The sequence below is a fragment of the Nocardioides anomalus genome, from assembly GCF_011046535.1.
Taxonomy (GTDB): domain Bacteria; phylum Actinomycetota; class Actinomycetes; order Propionibacteriales; family Nocardioidaceae; genus Nocardioides; species Nocardioides anomalus.
Genome location: NZ_CP049257.1, coordinates 5,019,481 through 5,039,957, shown reverse-complemented (window position 1 = coordinate 5,039,957; position 20,477 = coordinate 5,019,481). Strand labels below are relative to the sequence as shown.

21 protein-coding genes, 4 tRNA genes and 1 pseudogene are annotated in these 20,477 nt (G+C 72.6%); 9 read left to right on the top strand and 17 right to left on the bottom strand.

Annotated elements, in window-relative coordinates; translation table 11 throughout:
- Positions 1-851: 851 nt before the first annotated feature.
- Positions 852-1,295 carry a hypothetical protein gene (locus G5V58_RS25160; protein WP_165238320.1) on the top strand — a complete coding sequence of 148 codons (444 nt, stop codon included), beginning with the start codon at positions 852-854 and terminating at the stop codon, positions 1,293-1,295.
- On the opposite strand, the gene G5V58_RS25155 is transcribed toward G5V58_RS25160, so the two are convergent.
- Entirely contained in the window at positions 1,243-1,812 is a 570-nt protein-coding gene (locus tag G5V58_RS25155; protein ID WP_165238319.1) for a GNAT family N-acetyltransferase, read from the bottom strand. The two genes, G5V58_RS25160 and G5V58_RS25155, sit on opposite strands and share 53 nt — an antisense overlap.
- A 56-nt stretch (positions 1,813-1,868) precedes the next feature.
- Between G5V58_RS25155 and G5V58_RS25150 the strand changes: the two genes are divergently transcribed.
- Positions 1,869-2,534 (top strand): PaaI family thioesterase, encoded by a 666-nt coding sequence (locus G5V58_RS25150; RefSeq protein WP_230486957.1) that lies wholly within the window; start codon positions 1,869-1,871, stop codon positions 2,532-2,534.
- A gap of 13 nt (positions 2,535-2,547) precedes the next feature.
- Here G5V58_RS25150 and G5V58_RS25145 read toward each other — a convergent pair whose 3' ends face one another.
- On the bottom strand, positions 2,548-4,098 hold the full coding sequence (locus tag G5V58_RS25145) for an NAD(P)/FAD-dependent oxidoreductase (RefSeq protein ID WP_165238318.1): 1,551 nt from the start codon (positions 4,096-4,098) through the stop codon (positions 2,548-2,550).
- Positions 4,099-4,433: 335 nt separating this feature from the next.
- On the opposite strand from G5V58_RS25145, the gene G5V58_RS25140 reads away from it, so the two are divergent.
- From G5V58_RS25140 to G5V58_RS25130, 3 genes are read left to right on the top strand one after another with little or no spacing between them, the layout of a single operon-like run.
- Positions 4,434-5,327 (top strand): ATP-binding protein, encoded by an 894-nt coding sequence (locus G5V58_RS25140; protein ID WP_230486956.1) that lies wholly within the window; start codon positions 4,434-4,436, stop codon positions 5,325-5,327.
- A 9-nt stretch (positions 5,328-5,336) separates the two neighbouring features.
- Positions 5,337-5,702 carry a fluoride efflux transporter FluC gene (locus tag G5V58_RS25135; protein WP_165238316.1) on the top strand — a complete coding sequence of 122 codons (366 nt, stop codon included), beginning with the start codon at positions 5,337-5,339 and terminating at the stop codon, positions 5,700-5,702.
- The gene (locus tag G5V58_RS25130; protein ID WP_165238314.1) at positions 5,699-6,031 is read left to right on the top strand and encodes a fluoride efflux transporter FluC; all 333 of its coding nucleotides are present in this window, start codon (positions 5,699-5,701) and stop codon (positions 6,029-6,031) included. The genes G5V58_RS25135 and G5V58_RS25130 overlap by 4 nt, the downstream gene beginning before the upstream one ends.
- Here the strand turns inward: G5V58_RS25130 and G5V58_RS25125 are convergent.
- The 7 genes from G5V58_RS25125 to G5V58_RS25095 all read right to left on the bottom strand — a co-directional run bounded on the left by G5V58_RS25125 (position 6,022) and on the right by G5V58_RS25095 (position 9,752).
- Positions 6,022-6,378 (bottom strand): metallopeptidase family protein, encoded by a 357-nt coding sequence (locus G5V58_RS25125; protein WP_230486955.1) that lies wholly within the window; start codon positions 6,376-6,378, stop codon positions 6,022-6,024. The genes G5V58_RS25130 and G5V58_RS25125 overlap by 10 nt on opposite strands.
- A gap of 65 nt (positions 6,379-6,443) precedes the next feature.
- Positions 6,444-6,517: transfer RNA gene (locus G5V58_RS25120), tRNA-Asp, on the bottom strand.
- A gap of 102 nt (positions 6,518-6,619) precedes the next feature.
- On the bottom strand, positions 6,620-8,278 hold the full coding sequence (locus G5V58_RS25115) for a vWA domain-containing protein (RefSeq protein ID WP_165238312.1): 1,659 nt from the start codon (positions 8,276-8,278) through the stop codon (positions 6,620-6,622).
- Positions 8,279-8,544: 266 nt separating this feature from the next.
- A tRNA-Gly gene (locus G5V58_RS25110) sits at positions 8,545-8,628 on the bottom strand.
- Between the two features lie 22 nt (positions 8,629-8,650).
- Positions 8,651-8,726, bottom strand: a tRNA-Glu gene (locus G5V58_RS25105).
- Positions 8,727-8,770: 44 nt separating this feature from the next.
- Positions 8,771-8,986 (bottom strand): tautomerase family protein, encoded by a 216-nt coding sequence (locus tag G5V58_RS25100; protein ID WP_165238310.1) that lies wholly within the window; start codon positions 8,984-8,986, stop codon positions 8,771-8,773.
- A gap of 31 nt (positions 8,987-9,017) precedes the next feature.
- Positions 9,018-9,752, bottom strand: a complete 735-nt coding sequence (locus G5V58_RS25095; RefSeq protein WP_165238308.1) for an SDR family oxidoreductase — start codon at positions 9,750-9,752, stop codon at positions 9,018-9,020.
- 100 nt (positions 9,753-9,852) lie between these two features.
- Between G5V58_RS25095 and G5V58_RS25090 the strand changes: the two genes are divergently transcribed.
- From G5V58_RS25090 to G5V58_RS25080, 3 genes are all read left to right on the top strand, one after another.
- Entirely contained in the window at positions 9,853-10,713 is an 861-nt protein-coding gene (locus G5V58_RS25090) for a helix-turn-helix transcriptional regulator (protein WP_165238306.1), read from the top strand.
- A complete protein-coding gene (locus tag G5V58_RS25085; protein ID WP_165238304.1) occupies positions 10,706-11,038 on the top strand; it encodes a nuclear transport factor 2 family protein in 333 nt (110 codons plus the stop codon). The genes G5V58_RS25090 and G5V58_RS25085 overlap by 8 nt, the downstream gene beginning before the upstream one ends.
- Before the next feature lie 46 nt (positions 11,039-11,084).
- Positions 11,085-11,158 (top strand) — tRNA-Phe (locus G5V58_RS25080).
- A gap of 67 nt (positions 11,159-11,225) precedes the next feature.
- Here the strand turns inward: G5V58_RS25080 and G5V58_RS26520 are convergent.
- The 8 genes and pseudogenes from G5V58_RS26520 to G5V58_RS25045 all read right to left on the bottom strand — a co-directional run bounded on the left by G5V58_RS26520 (position 11,226) and on the right by G5V58_RS25045 (position 19,462).
- Positions 11,226-12,113, bottom strand: a complete 888-nt coding sequence (locus G5V58_RS26520) for an ABC transporter ATP-binding protein (protein WP_268991247.1) — start codon at positions 12,111-12,113, stop codon at positions 11,226-11,228.
- 67 nt (positions 12,114-12,180) lie between these two features.
- A pseudogene (locus tag G5V58_RS26795) lies at positions 12,181-12,291 on the bottom strand (spermidine/putrescine ABC transporter ATP-binding protein); the annotation flags it as partial.
- Positions 12,291-13,358 (bottom strand): ABC transporter ATP-binding protein, encoded by a 1,068-nt coding sequence (locus tag G5V58_RS25070; RefSeq protein WP_165238302.1) that lies wholly within the window; start codon positions 13,356-13,358, stop codon positions 12,291-12,293. The pseudogene G5V58_RS26795 and the gene G5V58_RS25070, both read right to left, overlap by 1 nt.
- Entirely contained in the window at positions 13,358-14,266 is a 909-nt protein-coding gene (locus G5V58_RS25065; protein WP_165238300.1) for a carbohydrate ABC transporter permease, read from the bottom strand. The genes G5V58_RS25070 and G5V58_RS25065 overlap by 1 nt, the downstream gene beginning before the upstream one ends.
- Positions 14,266-15,204: a carbohydrate ABC transporter permease gene (locus G5V58_RS25060; protein WP_230486954.1), complete on the bottom strand. Its 939-nt coding sequence runs from the start codon at positions 15,202-15,204 to the stop codon at positions 14,266-14,268. Before G5V58_RS25060 ends, G5V58_RS25065 begins: the two co-directional genes overlap by 1 nt.
- 9 nt (positions 15,205-15,213) lie before the next feature.
- Entirely contained in the window at positions 15,214-16,584 is a 1,371-nt protein-coding gene (locus tag G5V58_RS25055) for an extracellular solute-binding protein (RefSeq protein ID WP_230486953.1), read from the bottom strand.
- Between the two features lie 146 nt (positions 16,585-16,730).
- Positions 16,731-18,200 (bottom strand): NAD-dependent succinate-semialdehyde dehydrogenase, encoded by a 1,470-nt coding sequence (locus tag G5V58_RS25050; protein WP_165238296.1) that lies wholly within the window; start codon positions 18,198-18,200, stop codon positions 16,731-16,733.
- Entirely contained in the window at positions 18,197-19,462 is a 1,266-nt protein-coding gene (locus G5V58_RS25045; protein ID WP_230487409.1) for an iron-containing alcohol dehydrogenase, read from the bottom strand. Before G5V58_RS25045 ends, G5V58_RS25050 begins: the two co-directional genes overlap by 4 nt.
- 170 nt (positions 19,463-19,632) lie before the next feature.
- Between G5V58_RS25045 and G5V58_RS25040 the strand changes: the two genes are divergently transcribed.
- The gene (locus G5V58_RS25040; protein WP_230486952.1) at positions 19,633-20,367 is read left to right on the top strand and encodes a GntR family transcriptional regulator; all 735 of its coding nucleotides are present in this window, start codon (positions 19,633-19,635) and stop codon (positions 20,365-20,367) included.
- Positions 20,368-20,477 lie beyond the last annotated feature (110 nt).

The window sequence follows — 20,477 nt, the reverse complement described above, 5'->3', positions numbered from 1 at the left end:
GCCGGCGGTGGTCGAGCCGGCGGTGGTCGAACCGGCGGTCGTCGAGACGCCCCCTGTCCAGGCGCCCCGGGCCGAGGTGCCCGCTGCCCGTGCGCCGATCCCCCAGCGGCCGCGGCCCGCCGCGCCGGCGCCCGAGCCGGCACCGGTCGCACCGCAGGAGTCGTTCTCGTTCCTCACCAAGCGCCCGCAGCCGACGGTCCCGGTCGCCGCGCCGCCGGTCCCCGCCCCTCCTGCTCCGTCGCCGGAGCCGGTGGTGGTGCCGCCGGAGCCCGTGGCGGTGGTGCCACCCGAGCCTGAGGCTTTCATCGAGCCCGAGCCCGAGCAGGTGGTCGAACCCGAGGTCCTCGCCGAGCCAGAGCCCGAGGTCCTCGCCGAGCCTGAGCCCGAGGCGCTCGTGGAGCCCGAGCCCGAGCCGACCGCGGCACCCGCGGCGAAGGAGCCGCTGCCGACCCGGACGCGCCTCACCGGCCTCCTCAGCCGCAAGACTCCGCCCGAGCCCGAGCCCGAGCCCGAGGCGCTCGTCGAGCCTGAGCCCGTCGTCGAGTCCGAGCCCGTCGACGAGGCCGAGCCTGAGGCGCTGCCCGAGCCCCTAGACGAGCCCGAGCCCGAGCCGACCGCTCCACCGGCCCCCCGCACCGAAGGAGACGCTGCCGACCCGCACGCGCCTCACCGGCCTGCGCAGCCGCAAGACCCCGCCGGCACCCACCCCGGAGCCGGCGCCGGTCCGGACGCCGGCCCAGGCGCCGGTCCAGGCCGCCACGCCGGCACCCGTCCCCACACCCGAGCCACCCGCGCAACCCGAGACCCCCAAGGCCCCCAAGGCCGCCAAGCCCGCCGACACCGCGGCGGAGATGCCCGGCGTCTACGTGTTCAAGGCCAGGCGGACGTCGCGGCAGCTGCTGACCATCGCGCTGCTGATCGGGCTGGTGGGGTCGGCGTACTTCGTGCGGGAGGCGGTGACCTACCAGGACACGCTGTCGATCGGGCTGGCGGCGATCGCGCTGCTGGTGACGGTGGTGGTGTGGGCGATCCGGGCGGGTGCGAGCGTGACCCGGCTGACCGTGCGGCAGGGGCAGCTGGAGGTCGTGCAGCAGGGCGGGCGGTACGTGTTCGACCTGGCCAGCCAGTACACGATCTTCGAGGTGCACGGGCGATCGGAGCGGCGCGGGTGGTACGTCCTGTTCCACCGGCGCGACCTGGCGCCGTTCAAGGTCGACAAGACGATGGTCGACCCGCAGGACTTCATGCGGGTGCTGCGCTTCTTCCGTCCGCAGTTGGTCGAGCAGCAGCGCTGATCCCGGTCGCGACCCAGTAGCGGCGCTTGCCGTTGCGGCTGTCCTCGTAGGCGCCGCCGTTGGTCTCGATGGTCCGCGCCGAGGCGACGTTGTCCTCGTCGCAGGTGACCAGCACGCGGTCGAGGCCGAGGCCGGCGGCGCGCCGTACGCCGAGCGCGAGCGCCGCGGACGCGTGGCCCTGGCGGCGGCGCGAGGGCCGGATGGAGTAGCCGATGTGCCCGCCCTCCTCGAGCAGCCAGGCGTTGAGCCGGTGCCGCACCGCCAGGAAGCCGATGACCTCGTCGCCGGCGGTGATCCAGAGGTAGTCGCAGTGCACCGAGCCCTCGGGGAGCGCGGCGGCCGGATCGGCGTACGGCCCCCAGAGGGCCAGCAGCTCCTCCAGCCCGGCCCGGGTGAGGTCGACCGGGCCCTCGCGGTGCCACAGGCCGGCGCCGTGGACCGTCTCGGGGCCGAACTCGTGGACGCAGGCGGCCCAGCTCGCGTGCAGCCGGGCGTCGGGGCGGACGAGCGCGGTCATGCCCCATTGCACCAACCGCGCCGGGGTCCGGGCCACCCGATAACTACAGTGCGGTGGTGACCTCCGGCTACCAGATGGACGACGCGAGCCTCGAGGGGCTGGAGGCGGAGCGGGCGCTCTACGGGCCGTTCACCCAGGCCGTCCGGGACCTGGTCGACACCGCGATCCGCACCCAGGCCGGTCCGGAGGAGGTGCGCCGGGCGCAGGCGGAGGTCGAGGCGATCACCGCCCGGCTGCGCGAGGAGGGGCTGACTGGCCCGTACGGCGTGCGCTTCCGTCAGGACGGGTTCAGCCGGGCGTGGGGCAACGCGGTGGTGGGCCTGCGCAACGCGGTGGCGCCGCCGCTGGTGGTGGAGACCGGCGAGCGCGGGGTGCACGCGACGTTCCACCTCGGCGCGGCGTACGAGGGGCCGCCGGGCAGCGTCCACGGCGGGGTGTCCGCGCTGGTGCTGGACCAGATGCTGGGGCAGGCGGCCGGCGCGGGCGGGAAGCCGGGCATGACCGCGACCCTGACCGTGACCTACAAGCAGCGCACGCCCCTCGGCGACCTGAGCGCGAGCGCGTGGATCGACCGGAGCGAGGGCCACAAGACGTGGGCCCGCGGTGAGCTGGTCGGCCCGGACGGGGTGTGCGTGGAGGCCGAAGGGCTGTTCATCCTGCCGCGGTGGGCGCGGGAGCGGCTCGCCCAGAGCGACGAGCCGGCCCCGCGGTTCTTCGAGTAGCCCGAGACGCGGCTCAGACCTCGGCCTCGTGCCGGACGCCGCGCTCACCGGAGTCGGTGAGTCGGGCCTCCTCACGCGCGATGGCCTCGAGCTCCTGCCGGCGCGCCTCGAAGGCGCGCGTGGTCTCGAGCAGGTCCTCGACCTCGGGCGGCGAGATCAGCTCCTGGGCGCCCCGGTCGAGCCGGCCCATGGCCAGCCGACCGAAGATCTGCTGCTCGGTCGCCGTCCGCTCCGAGCGGCCGCGGCCCACGAACGAGACGGCCCAGTGCAGGACCGCGGTCACGCGGTTCTTGAAGCCGGTCACGTAGAACAGGTGCACGACCAGCCACATCAGCCAGGCGATGAACCCGGTCAGCCGGAACCGCCCGATCAGGGCCACCGCCCGGAAGCGGCTGATGGTGGCCATCGAGCCCTTGTCGAAGTACTTGAACGGCTTCTGCGGCGGCTTGCCCTCCAGCCGCCGGTCGATCGCGTCGGCGGCGTACTTGGCGCCCTGGATCGCGACCTGCGCGACGCCGGGCAGGTGGTCGAGGTTGATCATGTCGCCGACCACGAACACCTCCGGGTGCCCGGGCAGGGTGAGGTCGGGGTTCACCGCGATCCGGCCGGCGCGGTCGAGCGGGGCACCGGTCTGCTCCGCGAGGGTCTTGGTCAGCGCGTTGGCCTGCACGCCGGCGGCCCACATCTTGGTGACCGACTCGATCCGCTCGGTGCGGTCGTCCTTGTACTTCAGCGTGATCCCGCGCTCGTCGACGTCGGTGACCATCGCCCCGAGGATGACCTCGACGCCCAGCTTCTCCAGCTCGCGCTTGGTCTTCTGGCCCAGCTTGGCGCCGAACGGGGGCAGGACCTGGCCGGCGGCGTCGATGAGGACGACGCGGGCGTCGCGGGAGCTGATCGCGCGGAAGTCGCGCTTGAGCGTACGGCGGGAGAGCTCGGCGATCTGGCCGGCCATCTCCACGCCGGTGGGGCCGGCGCCGACGACCACGAAGGTCAGCAGGTGGTCGGTCGAGCGGCCCTGCAGCGCGGCCAGCTCGGCCAGCTCGAACGCGCCGAAGATCCGGCCGCGCAGCTCGAGGGCGTCGTCGATGCTCTTCATGCCCGGGGCGAACTCGGCGAAGTGGTCGTTGCCGAAGTAGGACTGGCTGGAGCCCGCCGCCACGATGAGCGAGTCGTACGGCGTCACGTTCTCCCGGCCGAGCACCTGCGAGGTGACGGTCTGGGCGTCCATGTCGATGGCGGTGACCTCGCCGAGCAGGACGCTGGCGTTCTTCTGCCGGGCCAGGACCTCGCGCGTCGGCGGGGCGATCTCGCCCTCGGACAGGATGCCGGTCGCGACCTGGTAGAGCAGCGGCTGGAACAGGTGGTGCGTCGTGCGCGCGATCATCGTCACGTCGACGTCCGAGCCCTTGAGGGCCTTGGTCCCGAAGAGGCCGCCGAAGCCGGAGCCGATCACCACGACCTGGTGCCGGCGCGGGGCCTCCGGGTGGCCCGCCACCGCCGCGGTCGCGGTCGTCGTCCCTGAACTGGTGCCTGAACTGGTGCCCGTGCTGGTGTCCGTCATCGCCTCATCACTCCTCGACCCTCAGTGTCCCGAGCCGCGGCGGGCCGGTCCAGGCCCCTGGTCGACCCAGGTCATCTCTACAGGGGTAACCACCGGTCCAGAACTGCTCATCCGGTGTCGTGTGTGGGGCGAGACACAACGGATCGAGCGGGGATACCCTGAGTCGACAACGGTTTCCGTGGCCGGCCCGGCACACCTCGGATGTTTGGTCGCCACCGCACCGGGTAGACGCCCATCGACGTGCTCAGCGGGCTGACGCCCCACCGACCGAGACAGCTGGAGACCCCGTGCCGCTCAACCGGCCCCCTCTCGCCCTGGGCCAAGGTGCCCGCGGCGTGCAGGACGCGCGCCGATGGGTCGCCGACCTCTGCGAGGAGATCGGCCGCCCGGAGCTGGCCGAGTGCGCACAGCTGGGGGTCTCGGAGCTGGTCACCAACGCGCTCCTGCACGGCGAGCCGCCGATCACCGTCCGGATGCGCGGCACCACCGAGCACCCGCGGGTCGAGGTCCGCGACTCCTCCGTCGAGCCGCCCATCCTCCCCGACCAGCCGCTCGACAAGCCCGAGGTCGACGACCTGCTGCTGACCTTCGGTCGCGGCCTGTCGATCGTGGCCCGGTGCTGCGACGCCTGGGGCGCGGAGATCGAGGAGGACGGCAAGATCGTCTGGTTCGCACCGGCCGAGGACTTCGCCGACGGCGACGGCGTCCCCGGGACCATCACCGGCGTCGACCACTCGCGACTCCACTCGACCCCGACCCGCGACCGGGTGCGGGTCCGCATCCTCGACGTCCCGCTCGGCCTGTTCGTCGGCTTCCAGCACCACTTCCGCGAGCTGCGCCGTGAGGTCCGGCTGCTGGCCCTGGCCCACGAGTCGGACTACCCGCTGGCCAAGAGCCTCTCCGACCTGTTCGGCTCCCTCGACCGCCAGCTGCGCGACGGCATCGGCGTGGAGCAGATCGACGCCGCGCTGGCCGAGGGGCTGGAGTCCACCGACCTGGTCGTGCACATGCCCCGTGCCACCGCGGCCACGCTGGTCCGGTTCGTGGAGCTGCTCGACCTGGCCGACGAGTTCTGCCGCGAGGAGCGGCTGCTCTCGCTGGCCCGCAGTGCCGAACAGCGGCAGTTCCAGGTCTGGTTCCTCACCGAGTTCGTCCGGCAGGCCAACGGCGAGCAGCCGGTCCCCTGGCGCGAGGCCCGGTCGCCCGGCCGCGCCGACGTGGTCTCCTAGCCTCTGCGGGTGAGGTTCCTCGGGGTCGCGGTCGGCGGCGCCCTCGGCGCCGTCCTGCGCTGGTGGCTCGGCGACCTCCTGCCCACCACCGCCGGCTTCCCCTGGGTCACCTTTGCCATCAACGTCAGCGGCTCGGCCGCGCTCGCCGCGCTCCCCCTGCTCTCGGCCGTACGCCGCTCGCCCGCGCTCACCGCCACGCTGGGGTCGGGGCTGCTCGGCGGCTACACCACGCTCTCGGCGTACTCCGAGCAGGCGCGGGCCCTCCTCGACGCCGGCCGCACCCTCACCGCGCTGGCCTACCTCATCGGCACCCTGGCCGCCTGCCTGGTCGTCGTGGCGCTGATCAGCCGCGCGGGCCCGGAGCGCCCCAAGTGACCCCGCTGTTGGTGGCCCTGGGCGCGGCGGTCGGGGCGCCGCTGCGCTACCTGCTCGCCTCGACGCTCGACCAGGAGCGCTTCCCGCGCGGGACCCTGCTGGTGAACGTGCTCGGCTCCTTCGCGCTCGGCCTGCTGTCCGGCGCGGCGGTCTCCGAGTCGGCCGCGGCGCTGCTCGGCACCGGCTTCTGCGGCGGCTTCACGACGTACTCCGCCTTCGCCGTGCAGACCCACCGACTCGGCTGGACCCGCGGCTCGGCGTACGCCGCGGCGACGGTCGGGCTCGGGCTCGCGGCCTGCGCGCTGGGCTTCGTGGTGGCTCAGGCGTAGCCGAGCTCGTGCAGCCGGGCGTCGTCGATGCCGAAGTGGTGCGCGATCTCGTGGACCACCGTGATCCGGACCTCCTCGACCAGCTGCGCCTCGGTGTCGCAGAAGTCGAGCAGCGGACCGCGGAAGATGAAGATCCGGTCCGGCAGCGTCATGGTGAGCGTGCTGTCGCGCTCGGTCAGCGCCACGCCGTCGTACAGCCCCAGCAGGTCGTCCGGCTCGCCCTCCGGCGGCTCGTCCTCGACCAGCACCACGACGTTGCGCACGTGCTGGGCCAGCTCGTCGGGGACCCCGTCGAGGGCCTGGTCGACCAGCTCGTCGAACCGCTCGGGCTCCATGTCGATCGGCACGCGGCCATTGTCGCGGCCCGGACAAGCAGCAAGGCCCCCTCGCGCGGAGGGGGCCTTGCTCGGAGCGACCCCGACGGGACTCGAACCCGCGGCCTCCGCCGTGACAGGGCGGCGCGCTAACCAACTGCGCTACGGGGCCAGGTTGCTCCCGACCCTGCGGCCGGAGCGAAGTGACTCTAACGCACGCCGGGTCGCCGAACCCAATCCCCGGCGGACGCCGCCACCGCCTGTGCCGGCCCGCCTAGAGGACGAGCGTCGCTCGCCCGCTGCCGGAGCCGACGACGACGACGGTCCGGTTCAGGCTCCCCCGGGTGGTGACCCGGAACGTGTGCTCACGGACGCGGGACCGGTCCACGACCGTGCCGTCGTCCAGCAGACGCACCTGGGCCCCGTTCCGCGCCGTCGTGCGGCAGGTCACCGAGTGCGTGCCGTGCTTCGACGAGAACGAGCACGCCGACACGGGCGGCTCCGGCACGGCCACCGCGCTGCTCGCGAACCTGCCTCGCTGCTCGAGGGCGACGCGGAGCAGCGGCGTCTGGGCCTTCGGCCGCCAGCGCAGCGCGAAGAGACCCTTCTGGTCGATGCGGTCGCGGTCGACCGTCGTCCACGCGTCGCTGGTGGCGCGTCGGACCTGCAGGAGGACGCGGGTCCCGGCGAGCTCAGCCGCGGACTTCACGCGCGTGCCCCGGACCACCCCCACGCGACCTGTGACGTGAGCTGCGGACGGCGCCTTGGTCGCCCCCGGCCGCGCCACGACGATCCCGGTGGCGCGCAGCGCACCGGCACCGGCACCCACGGTCCCCGGGGCGGGGCCGGCGGCCGTCGGCGCCACGCTGAACGTGCTGCGCGTCGTCGCCGTCGCGCCGGAGGTGAGCGTCGCCCTGGCGATCGCGGTGTACGTGCCCTCGCCGAGAACGAAGTCCGCCCGCCACCCGCCGACCGCGTTGACCTGAGCAGCCACCGCGACCTTGCCGATGGAGACGGAGACGCCGCTGACGGCGTCGGGCTGCGAGGCGCTCAGCTGGGCCGTCAGATCGGCCGGGGACCCCACGCTCGTGCACGACTCGCCGGTGGCGGAGGCGATCTTGGCCAGGCTGCCGTAGTGGACGCAGCTCGCGTCCGCCCCGACGGCGAAGGTCCGCACCTTCACTCCCGAAGTCGTCAGCTGCTGGAGCAGCGCGTCGTCGACGGGCGACTGGCCGTCGGAGAGCAACATGACGTACTTCGGACCGGCCGGCGCCGAGGCGAGGGTCGCCAGGGACGTCTGCAGGGCGCTGTCGAACGCGGTGCCCGAACCGCTGCCACCGAGGTCCTTGGGCGTGTACTGCGTGATCGCACCGCGCACCACGCTGCGCGCCACCGACTCCACCCGCGGTCGGGCGTCGCCGCCCGTGAAGCCCACGGGCGTGAACGCCGGGGCGTCGGCGCCGGGGTCCAGGTCAGCTGCCGCGGCCTGGTTGGCGAAGCCCACCACGCCCGCCTGGACGGAAGAACCTCCGACCAGGCTCCGGTTGAGCGACACGACGCCCGCGATCTCGCAGTCCAGGACGTCGCCCACGGCACCGTCACCGTTCAGGTCGTCCGCAGCGTCGACCGCACCGTCGCCCGAGCAGTCCGATCGGTCAGGGGTCGCCGTGGAGTTGGTGGCGTCGAACGCGTACAGCACCGAGGTCGTCTGGCCGCCCTCGGCCCCCGCGGTGCCGCTCAGCGTGACCTGGCCGGCCACGGGGTTGCCCGGCGGGTTGATGGAGACCGCAGCGGCCGTCGCTGCCTCGGCCCCTCCTCCGGCGAAGGGGACGAGCAGCGCCGCCCCCAGTCCAGCCAGTGCGACAGCGCACCCCGTCGCTCGCAGTCGTGCGTGCACATCCGCCTCCAGTCTTCGCGTCACGCGGCTCCGCACGACGGCGGCCAGAGAGTAACCAGCCGGGGGCGGCCTCGCCCCCGCAGCTCCGGGCGCGCATACCTCATATTGGGGTCAGGGATCCGCCGCCGGTGCGGAGGTATCTGGACAGGCCCGTCCGTCTCCTGAGGTGCGTGGGCCGGTAGGGCGATCGCGGGCCGACTCCGGTTGGGGGATCGGGACGACTCGCGCCGCCCTGCCGACCCTGCCAGTCTCTGGAGACCCGCCCGCTCGACGATGGGGGCCGGGCCCCCCACCGCCGGACGTGGCACCCCCCACGGGATCCGAACCCGTGCTACCGCCGTGGGAGGGCGGGGTCTCTGAGGACCCGCCCGCTCGACGATGGGGGCCGAGCCCCCCGACCGCTGGACGTGGCACCCCCAACGGGATTCGAACCCGTGCTACCGCCGTGAAAGGGCGGGGTCCTGGGCCGCTAGACGATGGGGGCCAGTGCCGGACCAGCGTAGAGGACGCCGGCCGCGCGCCGCGCCGCTAGCCCGGCCCGTCGCCGGTGAGCTGAGCGAGGGTGAGCACGTGGTCGCCGATGCCCCAGCCGCCGTCGGGGACCTCCTCGACGAGGACCATCGTGGTGGCGCGGGCCTGCTCGCCGAAGGCCTCGACGTACATCTCGGTGATCTGGTGGACCCAGCGCTCCTTCTGCTGGGCGTCGACGAGGCCGGCGGGGACCTTGAGGTTGGCGTACGGCATGACGGTTCTCCTTCGGTGGGTGAGGCGTTGACTAGACGAGGCCGCCGTTGGCCCGCAGGGTCTGGCCGTTGACCCAGTGGCCCTCGGGGCCGGCGAGGAAGGCGACGACGCGGGCGATGTCCTCGGGCTGGCCGAGGCGCTGCAGCGGCGGCTGCTGGGCCAGCTGCTGGACCTGCTCGTCGGTCTTGCCGTCGAGGAACAGGTCGGTGGCGGTGGGGCCGGGGGCGACGGTGTTGACGGTGACGTCGCGACCGCGCAGCTCCTTGGCCAGGATCGGGGTGAGGGCCTCGACGGCGCCCTTGCTGGCCACGTAGGCGCCGTACGTCGGGAAGGCCAGGCCGACGACCGAGGTCGAGAACAGCACCATCGAGCCGCCGGAGCGCAGGCGGCGCACGCCCTGCTGGGCGAGGGCGAACGTCGAGCGGACGTTGACCTGGAAGGTGCGGTCCAGGTCGTCGAGGTCGAGCTCGGCGACGGGCGCGAGGACCATCTGGCCGGCCGCGTGGACGAGGAGGTCCGCGCCGCCGAAGGCCTCCTCGGCGACGTCGAACAGGTGCTGCGCGACGGCGGGGTCGGCCAGGTCGCCGCCGGCGGCGAGGGCGTGGCCGCCGGCGGCCTCGACCTCGGCGACGACCTCCTCGGCGAGGGCCCGGTTGCCGGCGTACCCGACCACGACGGCGTACCCGTCGCGGCCCAGGCGCAGGGCGGTCGCGCGGCCGATGCCGCGCGAGCCGCCGGTGACGATGGCGGTGCGTGTGCTGTCCATGCCTCGAGGCTGCCGCGGTACGACGGCGCGAGGAAGGCGCCGCTCACCCTGGGGTCGGCGACCCCAGGCTCGGGGGCCGCGGAGCGAGCACACTGAGGGCATGGACCTCGTCGACCTCGGCGCCTTCCTCAAGTCGCGGCGCGACCGGATCCGCCCGCAGGACGTCGGCCTGCCCGCGGGTCCGCGGCGTCGGGTGCCCGGGCTGCGCCGCGACGAGGTCGCGGTGCTGGCGGGTGCTTCGGTGGACTACTACGTCGAGCTCGAGCAGGGCCGCGGCGCTCAGCCGAGCGAGCAGATGGTCGCCGCGCTCGCCCGCGCCCTGCGCCTCAACAGCGACGAGCGCGACCACCTCCACCACCTGGCCGGACGACCGCTGCCGCCCCGCAGCGGGGCCACCGCACACGTCCACCCCGGCATGCTCGACCTCCTCGACCGGCTGCCGGACACACCGGCCCGGGTCATCACGGACCTGCACATCACCCTCGTCCAGAACCGGATGGCCCGGGCGCTGCTCGGCGAGCCGTCGCCGCGGCGCTGGGTCGAGGCGAGCTTCGTGCACGAGTGGTTCACCGACCCGAGCGTGCGCGAGCGCTACCGGCCCGACCAGCGTGAGCGCCAGGCCCACGCGCTGGTGTCCGACGTGCGCTCCGTGGTCGGCCGGCGCGGCCACGACGCCGACGTGCGGGAGCTGGTCGACCGCCTCACCACGCGGAGCGCGGAGTTCGCCGCACTGTGGGAGCGCCAGGACGTCGCCGTACGCCGGCACGACCAGAAGGTCCTGCTCCACCCGACCCTCGGCGAGCTCGAGGTCAACTGCCTCAACCTCGAGAGCGAGGACTCCACCCAGCGGCTCCTGTGGTTCACCCCGGTGGCGGGCACCGAGACCGTGGAGAAGTTCGAGCTCCTCTCGGTCGTCGGAGCCCAGGACCTCGAGCCCGTGTCAGGCTCCGCTCATGACTGAGCAGCTCCCCGCCCCGATCCGGGCGGTCGTGGACGCGACCAACGCCGGGGACACGGAGGCCTTCGTGGCGGCGTTCACCGACGACGCGACCATCAACGACTGGGGACGCGAGTTCACTGGCCACGACGGCGCCCGGTCCTGGGACCGCACCGACAACATCGGGGTGCACGCCCACTTCGAGGTCGAGGACGTGGTCGCCGGACCGGGCCCGGACGAGTACACCGTCACGCTCACCGTCACCTCCCAGCGGTTCAACGGCACCGGCCCGGTCCGCTTCACCGTCCGCGACGGCCTGGTCTCCGCACTGCGCATCGACCCGTCCTGACGCGATTCGGAGTCGGTCGTCGGACTCGGGTAGGGTGGCGCCGCTCGGGCAGGTAGCTCAGTTGGTACGAGCGTCCGCCTGAAAAGTGGAAGGTCGGCGGTTCGACCCCGCCCCTGCCCACGAGCAACGAAGGCCCTCGCCGATCTCTTCGGCGAGGGCCTTCGTCGTGGCTCGGACGCGGTCGGGGTCAGCGGGTGGCCAGCCCGCTGTCGGCGTCGAAGAGGTGGGCCCGGTCGAGGTCGACGGCGACGGACAGCCGCTCCCCGCGGGCGCCACTGACCGTCGGACGCGCCTTGACCCTGAGCATCTCGGTGCCGACCTTGACGTCGACCAGCGTGCGGTCGCCGAGCGGCTCCAGGCCGTACAGCTCGCCCGGCAGCGCGGCCTCGCCCCGCTGCTCGACCGAGAGGTCCTCGGCGCGCAGGCCGAGCAGGAGCGGCTGGCCCTCCCGGGCCGTCGCCCAGCGGGGCCGGGGCAGGGTCCAGCCCTGGTCCCCCACCAGCTGCTCGCCCTCCACCCGGCAGGCGAGCAGGCTGATCTGCGGGCTGCCGACGAAGCCCGCGACCCACCGGTTGGCCGGCCGCTCGTACACGTCGTCCGGCGTCCCGACCTGCTGGACCTGACCCTCCCTCAGCACCGCGATCTGGTCGGCCATGGAGAGCGCCTCGACCTGGTCGTTGGTCACGTAGACGAACGTGCCGCCCAGGCTGCGGTGGATGCGGGTCAGCTCGGTCCGCATCTCCACGCGCAGCTTGAGGTCGAGGTTGGTGAGCGGCTCGTCCATGAGGAACGCGCGCGGGCGGCGGACCAGGGCGCGCGCCAGGGCGACGCGCTGCATCTCGCCGCCCGACATCTGCGCGGGTCGGCGCCGGAGGAGCCGCTCGATGTGCAGCAGCCCCGCCACCTCGTTGACGGCCGCGGCGATGTCGCTGGACGAGGCGCGGCGGGCCCGCAGCGGCGAGGCGATGTTCTCGTACGCCGTGCGGCGCGGGTAGAGCGCGTAGCTCTGGAACACCATGGCCAGGTCGCGGGCGGCCGGGGTGTCGCCCGTGGCGTCCCGGCCGTCGAGGTGCACGCTCCCCCTCGTCGAGCTCCTCGAGACCGGCGATCGCGCGCAGTGTCGTCGTCTTGCCCGCTCCCGACGGCCCCAGGACCACGAAGAACGAGCCGTCCGGCACCTCCAGGGTCACGCCGTCGAGGGCCTGGACGTCACCGAAGGACTTGCGCAGCCCGTAGGCGGCCACCGTTGCCATCAGGCCACCAGCTCCTCGGTCGTGAGGTCGTAGACGGGTGGGGTCGCCCCGGAGTGGCGCAGCCCCACCAGGGCGTCCGGAGCGAAGCGGACGGTCGGGGGCATCCGGACCCGCAGGTCGCGCTCGCCGCCGTGGTCGACGACGTAGATGATCTCGTCCCCCAGGCCCTCGGCCGAGACCACCCGGGCCGGGACCGAGCTCTCGGCGCCCGGTGCCGTGACCTCGAGCGCCTCCGGCCGGACGCCGGCCACGAGGTCACGCTGGCGCGAGAGGCCCGCGGGTGGGGTGAGCACCAGCCCACCCGGCCCGCGCAGCGACCCGTCGACGACCTCGACCTCGATGAGGTTCATCGGCGGCGAGCCGATGAAGGCGGCACAGAACAGGCTCGCCGGCCGGTCGTAGACCTCCAGCGGGGTGCCGACCTGCTCGACCCGGCCCTTGTTGAGGATCGCGATCCGGTGGCCGAGCGACATCGCCTCGACCTGGTCGTGGGTGACGTAGACCATCGTGGTCCCCAGCTCGGCCTGCAGGTGCTTGATCTCGGTGCGGGTCTCGGACCGCACCTCGGCGTCGAGGTTGGTGAGCGGCTCGTCCATCAAGAACGCGTGCGGACGGCGTACGAGCGCCCGGGCCAGCGCGACCCGCTGCTGCTCGCCGCCGGACAGCCGCTGCGGCTTGCGGTCCATGAGCGGACCGAGCTGCATCATCCGCGCGGCCTCGTCGACCCGCTGCTGGACCTCCCGCTCCGGCAGCCCCTCGGCGCGCAGCGGGAAGGCCAGGTTGTCGCGGGTCTTCAGGTGCGGGTAGAGCGCGTAGAACTGGAAGACCATCGCGATGTCCCGCTCGGCCGGCGGCAGGTCGTTGACCAGCGTGGGGCCGATGCGGATGTCGCCGGAGGTCTGCCGCTCCAGGCCGGCCATGGCGCGCAGGGTGGTGGTCTTGCCGCAGCCGGAGGGGCCCAGCATGACGAACAGCTCGCCGTCGGCGATGGACAGGTCGACGTGCTCCACCGCGACGGTCCCGTCGGGGTAGCGCTTGTGCAAGGAGGTCACCTCGATGCCGGCCATCAGCGACGCACCGCCCCGAGGGTCACACCGGCGACGAGGTGCTTGCGGACCAGGTAGGCGAACACGAGCACCGGCAGGGCGAACACCGCGGCGGAGGCGGCCACGAGGCCCCAGTCCACCGTGGTCCCGCCGATCAGGCCGGCGATCGCGGGCGGCGCCGTGCGCACGTCCTGGCTGGAGGTGAGGAAGATGGCGAACACGAACTCGTTCCAGGAGAAGATCAGGGCGAACACCGCGGTGGCGGCGATGCCGGGCACGAGCAGCGGCAGGGTGACGCGCCAGAACGCCTGCAGGCGCGTGTAGCCGTCGAGCATGGCGGCGTCCTCGTACTCCGACGGCACCTCGTCGACGAACCCCTTCATCATCCAGATCGTGAACGGGACGTTGAACGCGGCGTAGATGAGGATGAGGCCGAGCTTGCTGTCGATGAGCCCGACCTCGCGGTACATGAGGAAGATCGGGATCACGACCACCACCGGCGGCATGAAGCGGGTCGAGAGGATGAAGAAGAGCAGGTCCTTCTTGGCCCGCACCGCGAACCGGGAGAAGGCCCAGGCGGCCGGTACGCCGAGCAGGGTGGCGAGCAGGGTCGACACCCCCGCCACGACCACCGAGTTGAGGAACGACGTCGAGAGGTCCGAGCGACCGCCGCCCCGGCCCACGAAGACGTCCTTGAAGTGGTCCAGGGTGACGTCGAAGCGGAAGAACTTCGCGGGCACGGCGTAGACGTCCCGGTTCTCCTTGATCGACGTCTCCAGGATCCACAGGACCGGGAAGAGCATGGCCACGGCGAGGGCCGTCAGGAGCACGACCTCCACGACGGAGCGGGCGCTCCCACCGCGGCGCACGCGTGGCTGGTCGTCCGGGACGGGACCGGCGGGCACGGCCTCGTCGACCGAGATCGCCATCAGCCCTCCTTCAGCTTGTTGAGGTAGCGCAGGTAGAACTGCGCGAGGACGATGACGACGAGGACCATGAGGATCCCGTACGCCGAGGCGGTGCCGGTGTTGAAGCCGAGGAACGCCACCTTGTAGACGTGGAACGAGAGCGTCTCGGTCGACACCCCCGGACCTCCGCTGGTGAGGATGTAGACGAGGTCGAACAACCGGAACGCCTCGATGGCCCGGAACATGACCGCGATGAGGAGCAACGGCCACACCAGCGGCAGCGTGATGTTGCGGAACCGGAACCACTCGGACGCCCGGTCGATGGAGGCCGCCTCGTACAGGTAGTTCGGGACCGCGGTGAGGCCGGCCAGGGCGATGAGCATGATGAAGGGCGTCCACTGCCAGGTGTCGACCACGATCAGCGAGAGCAGCGCCGTCCGCTGACCGGTGAGCCACTCCACCTGACCGATGCCGAGCGAGCCGAGCATGCTGTTGACCACCCCGAACTGGGCGTCGAGCATGAAGCGCCAGAACAGGCCGACCACGACCGGTGACAGCATCATCGGCACCAGGAACAAGGTGGTCAGCAGTCCGCGGCCGTGCGTGCGCCGCGAGATCAGGTAGGCGATGGAGAAGCCCAGGACGGTCTGCAGCGTCACCGCGCCGACGACGTACAGCAGCGTCGTCAGGGCCCGCTGGTGGACCTGGTCCGAGGTGAGGATGTCGACGTAGTTCCGGAGCCCGACGAAGTGGGCGGGCGCGTCCCGGGTGGCCGAGTAGTCGGTGAACGACAGGTACAGCGCCCACAGCAGCGGGAAGACCGACATCGCGAGCAGCAACAGCATCGCCGGGGAGATGAACGCCGCCGCGAGTCGTCGGTCGCTGCGGCGCCGGGTGCGCCCCGGCGCAGGAGGCGTCGAGGACGCCTCCTGCACCGGGTGGTCCGTCGTCGTCGTCACAGCGTCAGCTCACAGCCCGCTGCCGCCGCTGGAGTCCAGCACGTCCTGCTGCTCCTGGGCGATGTCGTCGAGAGCGTCCTTCGGGTCCTTCGCGCCGTTGAGCGCGGCGTTCACGTTGGTGTTCTCGATGTCGATGAGGCGGGCGTACTCCGGGACGTTCCACATGTCCCGCATCCGCGACACCGAGTCGGTGTAGACCTGGGCGAACGGTGAGGAGTTGAGGAACTCGGGCGACTCCAGGGCGTCCGTGCGGGCGGGCACCCCGCCGGCCGCAGCCCACTTCTTCTGGATCTCGGGCTGCTCGAACCACTTCATGAAGTTGAGCGCCTCGGCCTGGTCCTCCTCGGAGGCGTACGCCGAGACGTGCATGCCCATGCCGCCGAGAGGAACGAGGTCGGTCTCCTGCGACGGCAGGGTGGCGAAGCCGAGCTTCTGCTCGATCTCCTCGCGCGTGCTGCCGAGCGTCGACTGCTCCGGGTCGAGCAGCCCACCGCTCGCCGCGATCCACTGGAAGGCGATGCAGGCCTTGCCCTGCGCCACGGCGGCGTTGACCTCGTCGATGAACCAGTTGCCGGAGCCCTTGGCGGTCAGCGGCTTCATCTGGTTGACGAGGACGTCCATGGCCTTCTGCCCGGCGTCGTCGTTGATGACGCCGTCGATCAACTTGTCCTTGGCGTCCCACAGGTTGCCGCCGTAGACGCCGTTCACCGTGTTGTAGGTGACGGCCGCGGCGTCGGAGCCGTTGGACTGGTGGAAGGCGAGCCCGCTGATGCCCGGGTTCTCGTCCTGGCACTTCTGGGCGGCCGCGATCATGTCGTCCCAGGTCTTCGGCGGGTCCTCGCCGATGAGGTCCTTGCGGTAGATCATCGTCCAGGTGTCGCCGAGCAGGGGCAGGCCGTAGAGGCTGGCGTTCTCGTCGCGCTGCCCGGTCTCGGCCTGCGGGTACTGGCCGTAGGCGGCGAGCAGGTACGGGTTGTAGGCGTCGGTGTCGATGTTCTCCTTGATGAAGTCGGTGAGGTCGAGGATGTTGCCGTTGGTGACCGCCTCGCCGATGTGCTGGGAGTCCAGGATGGCGATGTCGAAGTCGGTCTGCCGGGCCGCGAACTGGGTGAACATCGCGTCGTGCCAGTTGGCGTTGGGCACCGTGTTGACCTCGATGGTCACGTTCGGCCGCTCCTTGGTGTACTCCGCGTTCGCGAAGTCCTCCAGGGCCTGGGCGGGCGGCCACTCGAACCAGATGAAGCTGAGGTTGACGGGGTCGTCGGTCAGCTCGGGGATGGTCGCCGGCGCCTTGGGACCCTTGGCCTCTGCGACGCCCCCGCTGCCGCCACCTCCGTCGTCGTCGCCGCCCCCACAGGCGGCGAGGGCGGTGGCGGCCAAGAGCGCCGCCGTCGCCAAGCCGACCGGCCGGCTCAGAAGGGATCGTCGTCCCACTCGCTGTGCGTACCTCATCTGTTCTCCTGCTTCCTGGCTGAAGTGCTGCTGATGACGTTCCCGAGGGGTGCTGCTGGTGGGTCCGGTGGGCCTCACCACGAGGTCGCGACGTACTGGGCCTCCATGAACTCCAGGAGCCCCTCGGTGCTGCCCTCGCGGCCGAGGCCGCTCTGCTTGGTGCCGCCGAACGGCGCGGCCGGGTCCGAGACGAGCCCGCGGTTGAGGCCGACCATGCCGCTGTGGATCCCCTCCGACAGCCGCAGGCCGCGGGCGAGGTCGGCGGTGTAGAGGTAGCTGACGAGGCCGTACTCGGTGTCGTTGACCTGCTCCAGCACGTCCTCCTCCTGCTCGAACCGGACCACGGGTGCGACCGGGCCGAAGATCTCCTCGTGCAGCAGCCGGGCGTCCGGCGGTACGTCGACCAGCACCGTCGGCGGGTAGAAGCAGCCCTCGCCGGGCTGCCCCCCGAGGACCGCCCGTGCGCCCTTCGCGATCGCGTCGCGCACGAGTGAGTCGACCTTCGCGACGGCCTCGGCGTTGATGAGCGGTCCGCACTGGGCGCTCTCGTCGGTGCCCGGACCGACCCGCACCGCGGACATCCGCGCGACGAGACCCTCGACGAAGGCGTCGTGGACGGGCGCCGCCACGAAGAACCGGTTGGCCGCCGTGCAGGCCTGGCCGCCGTTGCGCATCTTGGCGACCATGGCGCCCTCGAGCGCGGCCTCGACGTCGGCGTCGGCCAGGACGACGAACGGCGCGTTGCCGCCGAGCTCCATCGCGCACTTGAGCACGTGGTCGGCAGCCGTGCGCAGCAGCAGGCGACCCACCTCGGTCGAGCCGGTGAACGACAGCATCCGGGTGCGGCGGTCGCTGAGCATCGCCTCCACCACCGGCCCGGGCTCGGAGGTGGTGACGACGTTGACCACGCCGGGCGGCAGCCCGGCCTCCTGCAGCAGGGCCGCCACGGCCAGGGCGGTGAGCGGGGTCTCCTCGGCCGGCTTGAGCACGGCGGTGCAGCCCGCGGCCAGGGCCGGCGCGATCTTGCGGGTGGCCATGGCGGCCGGGAAGTTCCACGGCGTGATGAGGACGCTGATCCCGACCGGCTGGTAGGTCACCAGCAGCCGGTTGGCCCCGCTGGGCGCCATCCCGACCTGCCCCCGCAGCCGGACACCCTCCTCGGCGTACCAGCGGAAGAACTCGGCGGCGTAGCCGACCTCGGCGCGCGCATCGGCCAGCGACTTGCCGTTCTCGAGGCTGATGAGCAGGGCCAGCTCCTCGCTCCGCTCGTGCATCAGTGCGAAGGCCCGCATCAGCAGGTCGGACCTCTCGCGTGGCGAGGTCGCCGCCCAGTGCGCCGCCGCGGCCGCGGCACCGTCAACCGCGGCCACGGCGTCGTGGGGGTCCGCGTCGGCGACGGAGGCCAGCACCGTGCCCGTCGCCGGGTCGGACACCTCGAGCCGGCGACCGCTCGCGGCGGGACGCCAGACACCCCCCACGAGCAGGTCGGTGGGGACCTCGATGGTGTCGACGACGGGTCGCAGGACGCCGTCCAGGACCGTCATCGCGCGCCCACCGTCGTGGCCAGGTCCGCGGCCGACGACCCGGAGGTCTCGCGCAGGGCACCGCGGTCGCCGGCGTGGGCGGCGCGGACGATGCGCTCGAGGCCCTCGACGTCGAGGGCCCTCGGGTTGTTCGCGACCAGCCGTTCGGCGCCCATCGCCTGCTCGGCGGTCCAGCGCAGCCGGTCGGCCGGCAGCCCGAGGTCGGCGAGCGTCGCGGGGATCCCCACGGAGGCCAGAAGGGCGCCCACCCGGTCGATCGCCTCGTCCGCCAGGGCCTCGGCCGTCGCGTCGGGGGCGGCACCCATGGCGACCCCGACGGCCGCGAGCTCCGGGATCCGGGCGGGCCGGTTGAACTCCATCACGTAGGGCAGCAGCACCCCGACCCCCACCCCGTGCGGCGTGTGGGTGAGCGCGCCGACCGGGTACTGGATCGCGTGCGCCGCGGCCGTGCCGGCGGTGCCGAGGGCGAAGCCTCCCGCCGTCGCGCCGAGCATCATCGCCTCCCGCGCCTCGCGGTCCTCCGGGTCCGACCACGCCCGCTCGAGGCTGCCGGCGATGAGCCGGATCCCGAGCAGGGCGAAGGTGTCGGTGAGCTCGTTCTTGCCGACGAAGACCCGTTCCGCGGCCAAGCCGGGCGCGACCGGGCGGCGTACGGCGGTGAAGGCCTCGACCACGTGCGAGAGCGCGTCGGCGCCTGCGCTCGCCGTGAGCGCCGGCGGGCAGCCGGTGGTGAGCTCCGGGTCGCACACCGCCGTGTGCGGGATGAGGTGCGGGCTGGAGATGCCCACCTTGCTCACCCTCGAGGGGTCGGTGAGGACGGCGACCGGTGTCACCTCCGAGCCCGTGCCCGCCGTGGTCGGCAGGGCGACCACGGGGAGCACGGGGCCGGGCACCCGGAACTCGCCGTAGTAGTCGGAGGCCGAGCCGCCGTGGGTGAGGACGAGGGCGACCGCCTTGGCGAGGTCCAGGCAGCTGCCGCCACCCATCCCGACCACGACGTCCGGGTCGAACCCGGCCGCGCGCTCGGCGCACTCGGCCACCTGGTGCACGGGTACGTCGGCCAGCACCTCGGCGAAGGTCATCACCTGCACGCCGGCGTCCTCCAGGAGCCGGACCAGCTCGGCGAACTCGGGGGTGTCGCCGAAGCGGGCGTCGGTGCAGACGAGGGCGCGCGACCCGAGGGCTGCGGTGACCGCCCCCAGGGCGTGCCGCTGTCCTGCGCCGAAGAGGACCTGGCGCGGTCCGCGCAGGACGCCGAGCATGCTCAATGGGGGCTCCGGAGGTGGACGATGGGGTGGGGGTGGCGGTCCTCCGAGAGCGGGGGACCAACCCCCGGACCGTCATTTCCTATACGATCTGATGCGAGAGCATGGAGCAGCGGATGGGGCGTGTCAACCACCTGCCGCGACACGACGAGGGGAGTCGACCCGACGTGGGTGACGAGACGAGGGCGCACGACACCGCGACGCTGGACGACCTCTCGCCACCCGCGAGGGGGCGCGGCCGGATGGCCGACGAGGTCTACGACAAGCTGCTGGCGCAGCTGATGTCGCAGCGGATCGTGCCGGGTTCGCGGATCACCATCGACGCCCTCGCGCGCGAGATGGGGGTCTCCCAGACCCCGATCCGCGACGCCCTCGGCCGGATGGAGGCCGACGACCTCGTCGTCCGCATCCCGCACGCGGGCTACCGGATCCCGCCCCAGATCACCCGCTCCCGGTTCGAGGACATGGTCGAGATCCGGCTGCTCCTGGAGCCGGCTGCGGCGCGTCGGGCCGCGGAGCGCGCGACCACGGAGCAGGTGGCCCGGCTGCGTGGCGTCCTGGACGAGATGGTCGAGCTCGCCGAGGGCGAGGTGCACACCTACGGCGCCTTCGGGCTGCGCGACGCCGTCTTCCACGACCTGGTCGCCGAGAGCGCCGGCAACCAGGTCGTCCGCGAGGCGCTGGGCCGGCTGCACACGCACGTGCACCTGTTCCGGCTGCTCTACGACACCCAGGTGACCTACCTGGCGATGGGCGAGCACGACGAGGTCCTCGCCGGCATCGCCGCCCGGGACCCGGACGCCGCGGCCTACGCGATGCGCCGCCACATCCTGCTGTCGGCCGAGCGCTTCGGGCGCCTGTTCGCCGACGACGGCGAGGACGACCCTCGGTTCGAGGGTTGACGCGCCACGCCCGACCTGTAACCTGTGTCACGCAAAATCCAATCGGATCAGACGTGACGTGGCTCACCCCACGCCCAGCGCGAGGAGAAGCGAGTGCCCAGAGCACTGCT